This window comes from Anaerotignum propionicum (genome assembly GCF_024461735.1).
GTDB lineage: Bacteria > Bacillota > Clostridia > Lachnospirales > Anaerotignaceae > Chakrabartyella.
The window spans coordinates 159,085-173,477 of sequence record NZ_JANGAD010000006.1 but is presented as its reverse complement, the minus strand read 5'-3'; the positions used below and the strand labels follow the sequence as shown (position 1 = coordinate 173,477).

At 38.7% G+C, this 14,393-nt stretch carries 15 protein-coding genes and 2 other annotated features; of the genes, 13 read left to right on the top strand and 2 right to left on the bottom strand.

The genetic code is table 11. The features are described from left to right. Nucleotide 1 precedes the first annotated feature (1 nt). The gene (locus tag NE558_RS09685; RefSeq protein WP_256149840.1) at nt 2-286 is read right to left on the bottom strand and encodes a UxaA family hydrolase; all 285 of its coding nucleotides are present in this window, start codon (nt 284-286) and stop codon (nt 2-4) included. Between the two features lie 245 nt (nt 287-531). Here NE558_RS09685 and NE558_RS09680 point away from each other — a divergent pair, with 245 nt between their 5' ends. Further along, nucleotides 532-804 (top strand): hypothetical protein, encoded by a 273-nt coding sequence (locus NE558_RS09680; RefSeq protein ID WP_256149839.1) that lies wholly within the window; start codon nt 532-534, stop codon nt 802-804. Nucleotides 805-852: 48 nt separating this feature from the next. On the opposite strand, the gene proS is transcribed toward NE558_RS09680, so the two are convergent. After that, on the bottom strand, nt 853-2,289 hold the full coding sequence (gene proS / locus NE558_RS09675) for a proline--tRNA ligase (protein ID WP_256149837.1): 1,437 nt from the start codon (nt 2,287-2,289) through the stop codon (nt 853-855). A gap of 257 nt (nt 2,290-2,546) precedes the next feature. Continuing rightward, nucleotides 2,547-2,750 (bottom strand) — a binding site (T-box leader). A gap of 181 nt (nt 2,751-2,931) precedes the next feature. Here proS and NE558_RS09670 point away from each other — a divergent pair. From NE558_RS09670 to rplT, 12 genes are all read left to right on the top strand, one after another. After that, the gene (locus NE558_RS09670; protein ID WP_256149836.1) at nt 2,932-3,453 is read left to right on the top strand and encodes a cysteine hydrolase family protein; all 522 of its coding nucleotides are present in this window, start codon (nt 2,932-2,934) and stop codon (nt 3,451-3,453) included. Between the two features lie 9 nt (nt 3,454-3,462). Beyond that, the gene (locus NE558_RS09665; protein WP_256149835.1) at nt 3,463-4,584 is read left to right on the top strand and encodes an aminopeptidase; all 1,122 of its coding nucleotides are present in this window, start codon (nt 3,463-3,465) and stop codon (nt 4,582-4,584) included. Between the two features lie 332 nt (nt 4,585-4,916). Further along, nucleotides 4,917-6,179, top strand: a complete 1,263-nt coding sequence (locus NE558_RS09660; RefSeq protein ID WP_330643443.1) for a chloride channel protein — start codon at nt 4,917-4,919, stop codon at nt 6,177-6,179. Between the two features lie 275 nt (nt 6,180-6,454). Then, entirely contained in the window at nt 6,455-7,264 is an 810-nt protein-coding gene (locus NE558_RS09655; RefSeq protein WP_256149834.1) for a transporter substrate-binding domain-containing protein, read from the top strand. 260 nt (nt 7,265-7,524) lie between these two features. After that, nucleotides 7,525-8,253, top strand: a complete 729-nt coding sequence (locus NE558_RS09650; RefSeq protein ID WP_256149833.1) for an amino acid ABC transporter permease — start codon at nt 7,525-7,527, stop codon at nt 8,251-8,253. After that, nucleotides 8,243-8,989 (top strand): amino acid ABC transporter ATP-binding protein, encoded by a 747-nt coding sequence (locus NE558_RS09645; RefSeq protein ID WP_312061251.1) that lies wholly within the window; start codon nt 8,243-8,245, stop codon nt 8,987-8,989. The genes NE558_RS09650 and NE558_RS09645 overlap by 11 nt, the downstream gene beginning before the upstream one ends. A 226-nt stretch (nt 8,990-9,215) precedes the next feature. Continuing rightward, entirely contained in the window at nt 9,216-9,527 is a 312-nt protein-coding gene (locus NE558_RS09640) for a YbjQ family protein (RefSeq protein ID WP_256149832.1), read from the top strand. A 48-nt stretch (nt 9,528-9,575) separates the two neighbouring features. Beyond that, a complete protein-coding gene (locus NE558_RS09635; RefSeq protein ID WP_256149831.1) occupies nt 9,576-10,496 on the top strand; it encodes a CorA family divalent cation transporter in 921 nt (306 codons plus the stop codon). Nucleotides 10,497-11,006: 510 nt separating this feature from the next. After that, nucleotides 11,007-12,914 (top strand): threonine--tRNA ligase, encoded by a 1,908-nt coding sequence (gene thrS / locus NE558_RS09630; protein ID WP_256149830.1) that lies wholly within the window; start codon nt 11,007-11,009, stop codon nt 12,912-12,914. Nucleotides 12,915-13,011: 97 nt separating this feature from the next. After that, nucleotides 13,012-13,143 (top strand) — a sequence feature (ribosomal protein L20 leader region). A gap of 54 nt (nt 13,144-13,197) precedes the next feature. After that, entirely contained in the window at nt 13,198-13,692 is a 495-nt protein-coding gene (gene infC / locus NE558_RS09625) for a translation initiation factor IF-3 (RefSeq protein WP_256149829.1), read from the top strand. A gap of 77 nt (nt 13,693-13,769) precedes the next feature. Further along, nucleotides 13,770-13,970 (top strand): 50S ribosomal protein L35, encoded by a 201-nt coding sequence (gene rpmI / locus NE558_RS09620; protein ID WP_066049731.1) that lies wholly within the window; start codon nt 13,770-13,772, stop codon nt 13,968-13,970. 30 nt (nt 13,971-14,000) lie between these two features. Next, nucleotides 14,001-14,354 carry a 50S ribosomal protein L20 gene (rplT, locus tag NE558_RS09615; protein WP_256149828.1) on the top strand — a complete coding sequence of 118 codons (354 nt, stop codon included), beginning with the start codon at nt 14,001-14,003 and terminating at the stop codon, nt 14,352-14,354. Nucleotides 14,355-14,393 lie beyond the last annotated feature (39 nt).

Genomic DNA, 14,393 nt, shown 5'->3' with positions numbered 1-14,393 from the left:
ATCAGCATTCCTCCTTTTTATCACCACGTCCCCGCATACTTTCGATATTATGAACATGCACATAATCACCTTGGAATATTTCCTCGGTGGCAAGGCCGATGATTTGTCCATATTTATAGACAGGATTGTGAATGGGGATATATTTAAGTGCGATTTTGTGATACTGAGGAATACATTCTTTGACAGTTATACTGAATTCATCAAAAAGAATGGTTTCTTGGGCTTCCAGTTTCCTTAAACAGGTTCCTACATTGTCTTTTTCGTGAAGCTTTAGTATAGGGTTCATTTTTCTCCTCCTCTTTTGTATGTGGTTAAGGAAAATCTCAATTTAACGTGCTTTACATTGAATTCACCCAACCAAGTAATGTCTTATTACCTAAAACTACTATGTAATTTAATCATATACTATGGAGAATAGCCTTGCAATAAGATTTGAACTGATCTAATGCGCATTTTCAACAAAAGAAAAAATGGAATGCATAAAAGAATGTCCTTTTGAATAGAAAATGAGAGATAGAGGAGGGGAGAGCAATGGCTAAATTTATGGATAAGATGGGAAATATAGCAAAAAAAGCCGCGGATAAAACTGGAGATATGGTTGAAATCGGGATGCTGAATTCTAAAATAGGGGCACAAAGACAGAATATTTCCTCCATAAGAGAAAGGATGGGCGGAATTATTTACGAGCAATTTCGCCAAGGGATAGAATTATCTGAAGAACTAACTCAATTCTGTCAGCAGATTGAAGAAATTGAAGCTACCATTGCAAAAATGCAAAAAGATATTCAAGATTTAAAAGAGTAAGGAAAAACCCGCCAAGGCATATGTTCCATGGCGGGTTTCTTTATAAAATTAATATGCTCTGCCCCAATAAACCATATGTTTTGCTTTTTTTCCACAGCAAACGCAGGTATCGGAGATTTCTTCTTGTTCAAAAGGGATGCAACGGCTTGTCGCGGCAGTTTTTTCTTTGATAGCATCTTCGCAAGCCTGATCGCCACACCACATTGCTTTTACGAAACCGGGTGTTTCGTTTAAGGTACGTTCGAAATCCTCCAAATTTGTAGCTGTATAAGTTTTGGAATCTCTTCTTTCTGTTGCTTTTCTCAGAAGGTTATCCTGAACTTCCTGAAGCAGGGCGGGAATTCTTTCCTCCAGTTCATCCAGAGAAACAATAATTTTTTCCCCTGTATCACGTCTTGCGATCACCGCCTGATTTTTCTCCAAATCCTTAGGGCCAACTTCCAGACGCAGAGGAACACCCTTCATTTCGTATTCACTGAATTTCCAACCGGCAGATTTATCTGTATCATCCAGTTTAATGCGACATGTTTTGCTAAGGCTTGCCCTTAGGGCTTCGGCTTTTTCCAAAACACCTTCTTTATGCTGAGCAATAGGAATGATGATAACCTGTGTAGGAGCTACCATTGGAGGTAAAACTAGACCGCTGTTATCACCATGAACCATAATCAATGCGCCAATTAAACGAGTTGTCATGCCCCAGCTGGTTTGGTGAACATATTGCAGCTGATTATCCTTATCTGTATATTGAATTCCGAAGGCATGAGCAAAACCATCACCAAAGTTATGGCTTGTGCCTGACTGCAATGCTTTTCCATCATGCATCAAACTTTCAATCGTATAGGTAGCTTTTGCTCCAGCAAAACGTTCTTTTTCTGTTTTTTCACCCTTTACTACAGGGATTGCCAAATATTCATGGCAGAAATCTGCATAAACGTTAAGCATGCGAACGGTTTCCTCTTCCGCTTCCACAGCAGTGGCATGGGCAGTATGTCCCTCCTGCCATAAAAACTCAGTTGTTCTCAGAAAAGGGCGGGTTGTTTTTTCCCAACGCACAACGGAGCACCATTGATTGTAAAGCTTGGGTAGGTCACGATAAGATTGTATAATATTTGCGTAATGATCGCAAAATAGAGTTTCGGAAGTAGGGCGAACACAAATACGCTCCTGCAATTTGGTTTCACCACCATGGGTTACCCATGCAACTTCAGGCGCAAAGCCTTCCACATGATCCTTCTCTTTTTGAAGCAGACTTTCGGGAATAAACATAGGCATGTAAACGTTTTCGTGTCCTGTTTCCTTAAAACGTCTGTCAAGTTCTTTTTGAATTAATTCCCAAATTGCATAGCCGTATGGACGAATAATCATACAGCCTTTTAAAGTTGAATAATCAGTTAAGTCCGCTTTTTTTACTACGTCAGTGTACCACTGAGGAAAATCCAGCTCCATATCGGTAATGGATTCAACCAGTTTTTTGTCCTTTGCCATTATAGTTCCTCCTAACATTTTCATTTAAAATAAGCTTTGTCAAATACATTTATTTAGGCAATGCTTTGTATATTCATCTGAATGGGTTTTCTTGACCAGTTTGTGCAAAATTTACGCAAATATTTCTAGAATTCATACAGGCTTTCTATTTTGGCCAACAGCACTGCACAGATTTATATACAGAAGTAATGGATTGCCTTTGCTTTCCTTAGACTGTGATGACGATGTTTTTTCCACAAAAAAAGACCTAATCCCATAAAAGGGACCAAGGTCGAATCGGCGGTGCCACCCTCATTGACGGAAAAAATCCGTCCACTTAAGTCTTGTTAACGCCAAGATACGCCGCATTTTCCCTGCGGAACTCAGGAGGGGGGTTCAAAAAGGTTTGTCAAGGCTTGCATCAACCGCCTATTTTCTGAAGACAAATGCACTTTTCTACTATTCTCTTTCACAGTTTTTATCAGTTATCATCATAAACCGAAAAGAAATGTTCTGTCAAGGGGATTCCCTTGAAATTTCCCATTTGCCCATAATTTATAGTATTCTTGCCTTATAATTGGGAAAATGCATATAGAAATTTGAGAACGCTTGTTGTATGATTAATTCATTATAAATGTTATTCTACGTTTGGAGGGTATGCCCATGAAAAATATATTGCTTGTTATTGATATGCAGAAAGATTTTATTGATGGTTCATTAGGAACAAAAGAAGCACAAAAAATTGTGGATTGCGTACTGAAAAAAATTAGTGAGAATCCCAAGGAAAATATTATTGCTACAAGAGACACCCACGAAGCAAACTATCTGGAAACCCAAGAAGGGAAAAACCTACCGGTTGTTCATTGTGTGCGAGGCACAGAAGGATGGCAGTTAGATAAACGAATTGCAGAGGCTTTGGAGGGTGTGCGGGTGCTCGATAAGCCTACCTTTGGTTCTGTGGAACTGGCTGAGCTGTTATATCAGGAATCAAAAGATGAAGAAATTGAAGTTGAAATGGTGGGGCTTTGTACTGACATTTGTGTTGTGTCCAATGCAATTTTATTAAAAGCCAAAATGCCTGAAATGAAAATTTGTGTGGATTCTTCCTGCTGTGCAGGTGTGACACCTGAAACCCATCGGGCTGCCCTAACAACTTTGGCTATGTGCCAAATTACAGTGAAATGAGGTGTTTTTTTGAGAGATGAGCGTTTGGAAAAACTGGCGGAAGTATTGGTAAACTATTCCACCAAAGTAAAAGCAGGTGACCGTGTTGCCATTTCCGGCGAGGAGGCGGCGTTACCCTTTGTGAAAGCAGTGACCCGTGCGGCATTGAAAAAAGGTGCTTTGATAGAATACTATATTGATATTCCCGAAGTAGATGCGGAAATTATTAAAAATGGTACTCAAGAGCAATATGCAAGGGAAAATATGCGTTTTGGTGCATGTGCAAAAAGTGATGTATGGATTAGTGCTTGGGGAAGTGAAAACGTTAAAGTTTTTCAATCTGTTGACGGAGAGAGATTAAAAAACCGTCGTTTAGCTAATCGGGAAAACCGTAAAATTTATTCGGAGCGCATGGGGAATGGCTCCCTGCGTTGGTGTGGTACCCAATTCCCCACCAATGGAGATGCACAAAATGCAGGTATGAGTTTAGATGAATATGAAGAGTTTGTTTATCGTGCCGGCTTTTTATATGAAGAAGATCCAGTTGGGAAATGGGAGGAAATGGCCAGAAAACAAGAAAAATGGGCGAATTATCTAAATAATAAAAAGGAACTGCATATTCTAACAAAAGACACAGACATTCATGTTTCCATTGCAGGAAGAAAATGGATTAATTGTTGTGGTCAAGAAAACTTTCCTGATGGTGAAATATTCACCTCCCCTGTGGAGGATGGCATCAATGGGTACATTACTTTTTCCTATCCTTCTATTATGAATGGAAATGAATTTGAAGAGGTTCGCCTTACTGTTGAAAATGGGCGAATAATTGAAGCTACCTGTAAGAATAAAGTGAAAGAAAAACAGCTTTTATCTTTTATTGACACGGATGAAGGCTCTCGTTATTTTGGAGAAGTAGCCATTGGCACAAATTATGGCATAAAACAACATACAAAAAACATTTTGTTTGATGAAAAGATTGGTGGCTCTATGCATATGGCCATAGGTGAGGCGTTCCATGAAGCAGGGGGTAAAAACGAATCTGCCATTCATTGGGATATGATTACAGATATGACCAAAGAAGGAAAGATTTTTGCAGATGGAGAGCTTTTCTATGTAAACGGTAAGTTTCAAGAAGCGCTTTTAGAAAAGTAAATATTAGTTTCTTTCATTCGTGAGTAATAAAAAAGCTTTTTTACATCTAAAACAAATGTGTAAAGAAGCTTTTTTTTATTTTAATTTTGTCTTGTAGGTATTTTATAGGCAAACAAATTTTTCTGTGATTCATTTAATCATTTTCAAACTTAAGACTGAATATAAGTAGGCTTTTCTTGAATGGTCTTAAGAAACGATGTATACTAGGTTTAGTTTAAAGCTTTTCTGAAAACTGATTTTCGTCCTGAATACACAGAACAACTTCCTTTTTTTAAAAGGGATGAAAGGGTTTTCAGAAGTGTTTTCGTGATTTAATGGGAGGAGGGGCTATTGTGTGGGAAAAAACAAAGACCCACATCATGAGTTGTGAGAGTGTTTTTACCATTTTTTTAAAATGGATAGTAATTGGGTGCGTGGTTGGAGGAATTGTGGGCATCATTGGCATCACATTTCATTGGTTATTGGAGGTAGCTACGGCTTTTAGAATGGAACACCCTAAAATATTGTGGTGTTTGCCTTTTGGTGGACTTGCAATCGTTGGTTTATACCATTTGTTAGGAATTAAAAAAGACCGTGGCACTAACTTTATTTTAGTAGCCGTTAGACAAAATGAGGCTGTTTCCTTAAAGATGGCTCCTTTGATTTTTATTAGCACTATCATAACCCATCTTTTCGGAGGGTCAGCGGGAAGAGAAGGTGCGGCATTACAGCTTGGGGGTAGTATAGCTTCTTTTTTGGGACGAATCATTAATCTAAATGAGAAGGATGAGCGAATTATTACTATGTGCGGTATGGCTGCTGGCTTTTCATCCCTGTTTGGCACACCTTTGACGGCGGTAATATTTTCAATGGAGGTAATTACCGTCGGGATTATGCACTATTCCGCTATAGTGCCTGCTACAATTGCCGCACTTGTTTCTTCGGCAATGGCGCAAAAATTGGGTTTTCTGCCCGTTACATATGCTTTACTTGGTGTTCCTGATGGGCTGAATTTAAAATTGGTTCTTTCTGTTGGCATTCTGGGCATTTGCTGTGCATTGGCAAGTATGCTGTTTTGTATTGTGATGGACAAAACCTCCGGTTTTTATAGAAGATATATAGAAAACCCATACATAAGGGTGTTTGTTGGTGGCGTTTTGATGCTGGGCTTTACATTGCTTTTGGGGACAACAGACTATAATGGTGCAGGCATGGATATTATACAGAAAGCAGTTGGTGGAGAGGCAAGGCCTGAAGCCTTCTTTCTAAAAATTTTGCTCACAGCAATTACCCTAGGAGCAGGGTATAAAGGGGGCGAAATTGTTCCTACATTTTTCATAGGTGCCACTCTTGGTTGTGTTTTAGGCCCTTTATTGGGAATTTCCCCATCGTTTGCTGCCGGAATGGGTTTAACGGCTGTTTTTTGTGGTGTTACGAACTGCCCCATTGCCTCCGTATTTCTTTGCATTGAGTTATTCGGTGCAAAAGGCATTGTTTACTGTGCTCTTTGCTGCGGAATAAGCTATATGCTATCCGGTTATTATGGGCTTTATAGCGAGCAAAAAATTATGTATTCTAAAGTGAAACCTGAATTTATTGATAGAAATGTAGCATAAAATCATTGGATTCATGAATATACAATGTTTATGCAACTAAAAATACATTTGAGTTACGAAAATATTAGAAACATATGTAATTTAAAGGTTCCCTAACCACTTTGACAAAGAGATTTAGTTGACTAAATAAAGCAATTTGCACAAAAAAATTTTTATTAATTAGAATTTATAGTGAAAAAATATCATTGTATTTTATGCAATTTTAGAGTATAATTTCATAAGTAAAAATGAATATTTTGATGTATGAATAGAGAAAAACAGGAGGAAGGGTATTTATGAAAAAGTTTTTGAAAGGTTTTTTAGCAACAACAATGGTTTTTGCAATGACAGCTGCTTTGGTTGGCTGCGGTGGATCTAAAGGTGCGGAGCAACCTGCAGGTGATAAAGATGCTGAAAATGCAGCAAAGGAAACCTTAATTATGGCAACCAATGCGGAGTTCCCTCCATATGAATATCACGAAGGTCAGAGCATTGTGGGTATTGATGCAGAAATCGGTGCGGCAATTGCTGAAAAGCTGGGCTATAATTTCCAGATTGACGATATGGCATTTGATTCCATTATCCCTGCTGTTACAAGCGGGAAAGCAAGCTTTGGTATGGCTGGTATGACAGTAACACCTGATCGTCTTGAGAGTGTAGATTTCTCTGATTCTTATGCTACAGGCATTCAGGTTGTAATTGTTAAAGAAGATTCTGCAATTACATCTGTTGACGACTTGCTGAAAGAAGGCGCAAAACATTCCGTTGGTGTTCAAACAGGTACAACCGGTGATATTTATGCTTCCGATGATATTGAAGGCAAAGGTCTTGGCACTATCGAACGTTATAATAAGGGCGCAGATGCAGTGCAGTCTTTGGCTACAGGTAAAATTGACTGTGTAATTATTGATAAAGAGCCTGCAAAAGCATTTGTTGAAGCAAATCAAGGTTTGAAAATTCTTGATACAGAATATGCTGTAGAGGATTATGCAATCTGCTTCGCTAAGGATAGCGAATTGACTGAAAAAGTGAATGGCGCGCTGAAAGATCTTGTTGCTGATGGTACAGTACAGAAGATTATTGATAAATATATCAAGGCTGAATAATTTTTGATACGCTTGGATTGGGGATGAGTTGCCCCTGTCAGAATGCATGCAAAGTCATTTTTAAGCAGCGGAAGGACTTGAAAAGTAGAATGCTTTGGATAATGGTGAGCTTTTCTTCCAAAGTGATTTTCCGTCCTTCTTCTGCTTCTTTGAAAAAAGCTTAAAAACTTTGAGCTTTTTTCAAAGAATAATGACTTTGTTGACTTTCATAGGGGCGAATTTCGTCCCTATTTTGGTTTCTAAAGAGAAGGAGGGTTTCTATGGCTGAATGGCTGGAAAAAATGCAAGCCCAATTTGAATTGAATTTCATTACCGAGGACCGTTGGCGTTATATAACCGATGGTTTGGGTGTAACGCTAAAGGTAACTTTTTTTGCCGTAATTCTGGGTATTGTGATTGGTGTACTTATTGCAATTATACGTTCCACATATGATAAAAACAAAAAGGAAATGCGTCCCGGCTTTGGGAAGTTTATTTTAAATGTGCTAAATGGCTTGAGTCAGGTCTATCTGACAGTTATCCGTGGCACACCTGTTGTTGTGCAGTTAATGATTATGTATTATATAATTTTCGCTTCTTCCAATAATAAGATATTGGTAGCTGTATTGGCGTTTGGTATTAACTCTGGTGCATATGTAGCTGAAATTGTACGTAGTGGTATTATGTCTGTTGATTCCGGACAATTTGAAGCAGGGCGCAGCTTGGGATTTAATTATTTTCAAACCATGCAGTTTATTATTGTTCCTCAAGCATTCAAAAATGTATTGCCTGCTTTGGCAAATGAATTTATTGTATTATTAAAAGAGACCTCTGTTGCTGGTTATGTTGCATTACAGGATGTTACCAAGGCGGGGGATATTATCAGAAGCAGAACTTTTTCTCCTATGATGCCTTTGATTGGTATTGCCCTCATTTATTTGGTTATGGTCATGTTCTTTACGTGGCTGGTAGGCAAGCTTGAAAGGAGGCTGAGAAACAGTGAACGCTAATACGACTTTAATTAAAGTTGAAAATGTTCAAAAATATTATAACGGCGGAGCAATAAAAGCCTTAGATGGAATTAACACCGAAATAAAAAAAGGTGAGGTCGTTGTTGTAATCGGGCCTTCCGGCTCAGGAAAATCCACCTTTTTGCGTTGCCTAAATTTATTGGAAGTCCCCACAGGGGGGAGTATTTATTTCGAAGATGTAGATATTACAGATTCTAAGACAAACATCAACGTTCATCGTCAGCGCATGGGTATGGTTTTTCAGCATTTTAATTTGTTTCCTCATATGACAATTCTAAAAAATATGATTATTGCGCCAATGAAGCTGCAAAGAAAAAGCGAAGCTGAGGCTACAGCCATTGCCATGGAGCTTCTGAAAAGAGTTGGGTTGGAGGATCGTGCCAATGCTTACCCCTCTCAGCTTTCCGGCGGACAGAAACAGCGTATTGCTATTGTGCGAGCACTTTGCATGCAGCCTGAGGTTATGCTTTTTGATGAGCCAACTTCAGCTTTAGACCCTGAAATGGTAGGCGAAGTTTTAGAAGTAATGAAACAACTGGCAAAGGATAATATGACTATGGTGGTTGTAACCCATGAAATGGGCTTTGCAAAGGAAGTTGGCACAAGAGTAATGTTTATGGCTGACGGAAAACAGGTAGAAGAAGGCTCGCCTGAAGAGATTTTTGAAACCCCCAAAAGCGAGCGTTTACAGGCTTTTCTTGCAAAGGTGCTATAAGTTTTAAAATGATTTAAATGATAACCCCGTTCGTTGCATAGATTTTGCAAAGTGCGGGGTTTTTATAATGAAATTTTATTTTTCAACCTATGATTCATCATTGGAACTATGGTATAATATGTATATCTTTTATTCGAGTACTTGCAGTGTATACTAATTCAAAAGAGGGCATGATAAATATGATTGTCTGTTTTAGTATATTTCCAAAGTGAAAAGGGGGATAACTATGATTTTAGTGAATACAGACTATATTACCGGCAAGGAATTTGATATGCTTGGATTAGTACAAGGTGCTACTATTCAGTCAAAGCATATTGGTAAGGACATTGGCGCCGGATTAAAAAGCATTGTTGGGGGAGAACTTGTCGGTTATACAGAAATGATGATAGAGGCGAGAAATATCGCCACGGAACGTATGATTAAAATGGCAGAAAAAATGGGTGCTGACGCGGTGATAAACGTGCGATTCGCAACCAGTTCCGTTACACCAGGGGCAGCGGAAGTTATGGCATATGGAACGGCTGTGAAATTTAAATAAATAGCTGTATATTCAACTTAATATTATCACTTGAAAGGGCGGTTTGCTGTGTTTTTAACAATCGAAGAGGGGAATTATAAAATCTGCCCGTTCTTAGAAAAAAATCAAGGGAAGAATAAAGAATTTTTGTCCATATCCACATACGAGGAAATGGAAGGCAGGGCAAATACTTGGGGTATTTCCATGAAAACTTTAGAAGAAGCTCGGCGATTCGGCTATGCAAAATACGACTCTTTTGAAAACTTTGATTGCATCAGCCTTGAAATGCCTGATTTCAAAAAAGTTATGATTAGTTTTGGTAGTGTAATCATTTATCTGGAAAAAGGACGGGCTTTTTTCTTTACCTCTCAAAAAGAGCGTGTTATGGAGCTGTTAGAAGAAAGTGCAAAAAGCTTGGGTGAAAAAATTTCCTTAAACCGTATTATCTATCTATTCTTTGAGGCGCAAACCAGAGAGGACTATCAGGTTTTTGATTCCCTAGAAAAAGAGATTATGGATTTGGAGCAAGCACTAATCACTTCTCAAAAACACAATTGTGTAGCCAACATTATTAGCCTTAGAAAAAGGCTAATGTTTCTAAAGAGATATTATGAACAATATTTAAATGTTTTGGATATACTAGGAGAGAATGAAAATGGCATTTTTGATGGCAAAACTTTGCGTTCCTTCAAAATGTTAAATCGAAGGACGGAGAGAAGGTTTCAAAGTGTCTTAAACTTACGGGATTCCGTTACTCAAGTGAGGGAATCTTATGAGGCAGAGGTGGATATTAGCTTAAACTCTACCATGAAAGTTTTTACTGTGGTGACAACAATCTTCCTGCCTTTGACCCTAATTGTAGGTTGGTATGGCATGAATTTTACCATGCCGGAGTATGATTGGAAGTATGGATATGCCATGGTAATCATCATCTCCATACTATTTATTATTGGAGGAATTTATTTTTTCAAGAAAAATAAATGGTTTTGAAAATCTGAAGTAAAATTGGAATAGAAGTTGGGTTTTTAGGGTAATTATTAAATATGAAAGCAAGATTCCAACAGAGTGTTTATGTAACTTGAAAAGGTAAATGTATATCATTGAGTATTTTAAAATTGTGTTTAGTGACTTTATTTTTTTAGCAAAAGTGTTGACAAGTTAGTTTTTAGTGCTATAATCAGAAGTGTTTCAATTGAAGAACAGAAAGCGTTGATGAGGACAGTAGTCCTTTCAAAACGGCCAGAGAGGGACATCAGATTATTCATAGTCTTGGGTGGAAATGTCCTACGTTAAGAAAGAGCACGAAAACCACCTCGGAGTGGCTCTAATAAAGCCCGTTGACTACGTTACAGTTATAAATGAGTGGTTTTTTAACAAAAAGGGTGGAACCGCGGGAGTATTATGCTCTCGTCCCTTTCCGAAAGGAAAGTGGACGGGAGCTTTTTTATTGCAGTCTGCTTTCCGAAAAATCTTGTTTATATCGAGAAGGAGAGGAAAATTATGAAAATTACACTGAAAGATGGCGTTGTAAAAGAATTTGAACAGGCAGTATCTGTGCTGGATATTGCAAAGGCAATCAGCGAAGGCTTGGCAAGAAATGCTTGCGCAGGTATTGTTGATGGAGAAGTTAAAGATTTGCGTTTTGTTGTAGACAAAGATGCGGAAGTAAGCATCTGTACTTTTGAAGATGAAGCTGGAAAAATGGCATTCCGCCACACAACTTCTCATATTTTGGCTCAGGCTGTAAAGAATCTTTACCCAGATACAAAACTGGCAATTGGCCCTTCCATTGCTGAAGGTTTCTATTACGATTTTGACCGTGAAAAAGCATTTACACCTGAAGAATTGGAAGAAATTGAAGCTGAAATGAAAAAAATTGTAAAGGCTGACTTGGCAATTGAACGATTTGAATTGCCCCGTGGAGAAGCTATTCAATATATGGAAGAGAGAAATGAGCCTTATAAGGTTGAATTGATTCAGGATTTACCTGAAGATGCAATCATTTCTTTCTATAAGCAAGGAGATTTTACAGATTTGTGCGCAGGCCCTCACTTGATGAGCACAAAATATATCAAAGCAATTAAATTGACTTCTGTAGCAGGTGCCTACTGGAGAGGTAGCGAGAAAAACAAAATGCTTTCTCGCATTTACGGTACTTCTTACCCCAAGGCATCTGAATTGGAAGCATATTTGACAATGATGGAGGAAGCAAAGAAGCGTGACCACAGAAAGCTGGGCAAGGAACTTAAGTTGTTTGCTCTGTTGGATGAAGGCCCTGGTTTCCCATTCTTCCTGCCTAAAGGCATGATTATTAAAAATACTTTATTGGAGTATTGGAGAGAGATTCATAAAGAAGCAGGCTATGTTGAAGTTTCAACACCTATTATTATGAATCAGCATTTGTGGGAAAACAGCGGTCATTGGGATCACTACAAAGACAATATGTATACCACAATGATTGATGAAATGAATTATTGCATTAAGCCAATGAACTGCCCTGGTGGTATGTTGGTTTATAAGCAGGATATGCATTCTTACAGAGAATTGCCTATGCGTGTTGCAGAAATCGGTTTGGTTCACAGACATGAAAAATCCGGTGCTCTGCACGGTTTGATGCGTGTACGTTGCTTCAATCAGGATGATGCGCACATCTTCATGACAGAAGAACAGATTAAAGATGAAATCAGCGGCGTTATCCGTTTGATTGATGGGGTTTACCGTCAGTTTGGCTTTAATTATCATATTGAGCTTTCCACAAGACCTGAAAATAGCATGGGTTCTGATGAAGCTTGGGAATTGGCAACAGAGGGCTTGAGAAGCGCTTTGGATGAGAATGGAATTGCCTATATTGTAAATGAAGGCGACGGTGCTTTCTACGGCCCTAAAATCGACTTCCATTTGGAAGACTCCATCGGCAGAACATGGCAGTGTGGCACAATCCAGCTGGATATGCAGATGCCTGAGCGTTTTGATTTGGAATATATGGCGGCAGATGGCAGCAAAAAACGCCCTGTTATGATTCACCGTGTTGCTTTTGGTTCTATTGAACGTTTTATTGGTATTTTGATTGAGCATTTTGCAGGTCAGTTCCCTACATGGCTTTCTCCTGTACAGGTAAAAGTATTGCCTATTTCCGAAAAGTTTGCTGATTATGCGAAACAGGTGGCTGATCAGTTAGATGCAGAGGGTATTCGTGTTGAAACTGACTATCGTGCAGAGAAGATTGGCTATAAAATAAGAGAAGCGAGAAATGAAAGAGTACCTTATATTATCGTTGTGGGCGAAAAGGATGTGGAAGCAAATAAGGTTTCCCTGCGCTCCAGAAAGAATGGCGATGAGGGTCAGGTAGATTTGGCAGATGTTATCTCTAGAGTTAAAGAAGAAATTAAAGCAAGAAGTATGAACTAAGCTGGTTTCGGGTGCAGATTAAAATATCTGCACCCATATTTAAATATTTCTTTAGAAAATTATTGACGTGGTTGTCAATTAATGCTATACTACTAGGGTAATAAAGAAGAAGTTCCGCTTCTCACCTTATGGCATGGGCTTTATAAGGTTAATACACGATTTTTAAAGCAGGGCTTTACTCTGTTTTTCTGTGTGCGGCGGGTTTCTTCCGGCGCAATTTTTTTTTGCGCACTTGCGGATAACGGTACAATAATTTGGGAGGTGCTTTGCTATTACAGAATTAATGATCAACGAGCAAATCAGAGACAAGGAAATTAGATTGATTGGCGAAGATGGGGAACAGTTGGGAATCGTGTCTTCTAAAGATGCGCAGAAGATGGCGGATGAAAAGAAGCTGGATTTGGTGAAAATTGCCCCGACTGCGAAGCCTCCGGTTTGTCGTATCATGGACTATGGTAAATATAAATTCGATCAGGCTAAGAAAGAAAAAGAAGCCAGAAAGAAACAAAAAACTGTAGACGTGAAAGAACTTCGTTTGTCTCCTGGTATCGATACTCATGACGTTCAGGTAAAGGTGAAAAAAGCGAATGAATTCCTGAAGGATGGGGATAAGGTAAAGGTAAGTATTCGTTTTAGAGGACGCGAAATTGGTCATTCTAAGGCGGGTATGGTCATTCTTGAGAACTTTGCAAACGAAACTGCAGAGTTTGGTGTGGTTGAAAAAGAACCCAAGATGGAAGGTAGAAGCTTAGTTATGTTCCTTGCACCAAAGAGCTAATCCGCAGGATGGAAGAAAGCAACAAGACATAAGCAGCAGATATATCTGCTAGGATTATTTTAGGAGGTTTTAACATTATGCCTAAGTTGAAAACAAAAAAAGCAGCAGCGAAGAGATTCAGAATTACTGGCACAGGTCAGCTGAAAAGACAGAAATCCAATACACAGCATATTCTTGGCAAAAAGTCCAGAAAGAGAAAAAGAAACTTGAGACACGCTACAACTGTTGATAAAACTGTATTGAACAGCATCAAAAAGAGACTGTTACCATACGCATAATTTCGAGTATATTTTTAGGAGGACTTTACCATGGCAAGAGTGAAAGGCGCGTTAAACGCGAGAAAAAGACATAAAAAAGTATTGAAGCTGGCTAGAGGCTATCGTGGCGCTAGAAGCAAACAATACAGAGTTGCAAAGCAGTCTGTAATGAAAGCTATGGCATTCGCATTTGCCGGCAGAAAGCAGACAAAAAGAGAATACAGAAGCCTTTGGATCACAAGAATCAATGCAGCAGCAAGATTGAATGATATTTCTTACAGCAAGCTGATTCACGGTTTAAAAATGGCTGACGTTAACATCAACAGAAAGATGTTGGCTGACTTAGCTGTTTCCGATCCCGCTGCATTCACTACATTAGTAGCTACAGCAAAAGCAAAACTGTAATTTATTAATTGAGAAACCGACCTTTTGTTTTGCACAAAA

Coding starts and splice junctions, on each gene's coding strand:
- thrS (WP_256149830.1), top strand. CDS start 11,007: ATGAAAATTACACTGAAAGATGGCGTTGTAAAAGAATTTGAACAGGCA.
- NE558_RS09640 (WP_256149832.1), top strand. CDS start 9,216: ATGATTTTAGTGAATACAGACTATATTACCGGCAAGGAATTTGATATG.
- NE558_RS09685 (WP_256149840.1), bottom strand. CDS start 286: ATGAACCCTATACTAAAGCTTCACGAAAAAGACAATGTAGGAACCTGT.
- rplT (WP_256149828.1), top strand. CDS start 14,001: ATGGCAAGAGTGAAAGGCGCGTTAAACGCGAGAAAAAGACATAAAAAA.
- NE558_RS09650 (WP_256149833.1), top strand. CDS start 7,525: ATGGCTGAATGGCTGGAAAAAATGCAAGCCCAATTTGAATTGAATTTC.
- proS (WP_256149837.1), bottom strand. CDS start 2,289: ATGGCAAAGGACAAAAAACTGGTTGAATCCATTACCGATATGGAGCTG.
- NE558_RS09680 (WP_256149839.1), top strand. CDS start 532: ATGGCTAAATTTATGGATAAGATGGGAAATATAGCAAAAAAAGCCGCG.
- rpmI (WP_066049731.1), top strand. CDS start 13,770: ATGCCTAAGTTGAAAACAAAAAAAGCAGCAGCGAAGAGATTCAGAATT.
- infC (WP_256149829.1), top strand. CDS start 13,198: ATGATCAACGAGCAAATCAGAGACAAGGAAATTAGATTGATTGGCGAA.
- NE558_RS09670 (WP_256149836.1), top strand. CDS start 2,932: ATGAAAAATATATTGCTTGTTATTGATATGCAGAAAGATTTTATTGAT.
- NE558_RS09655 (WP_256149834.1), top strand. CDS start 6,455: ATGAAAAAGTTTTTGAAAGGTTTTTTAGCAACAACAATGGTTTTTGCA.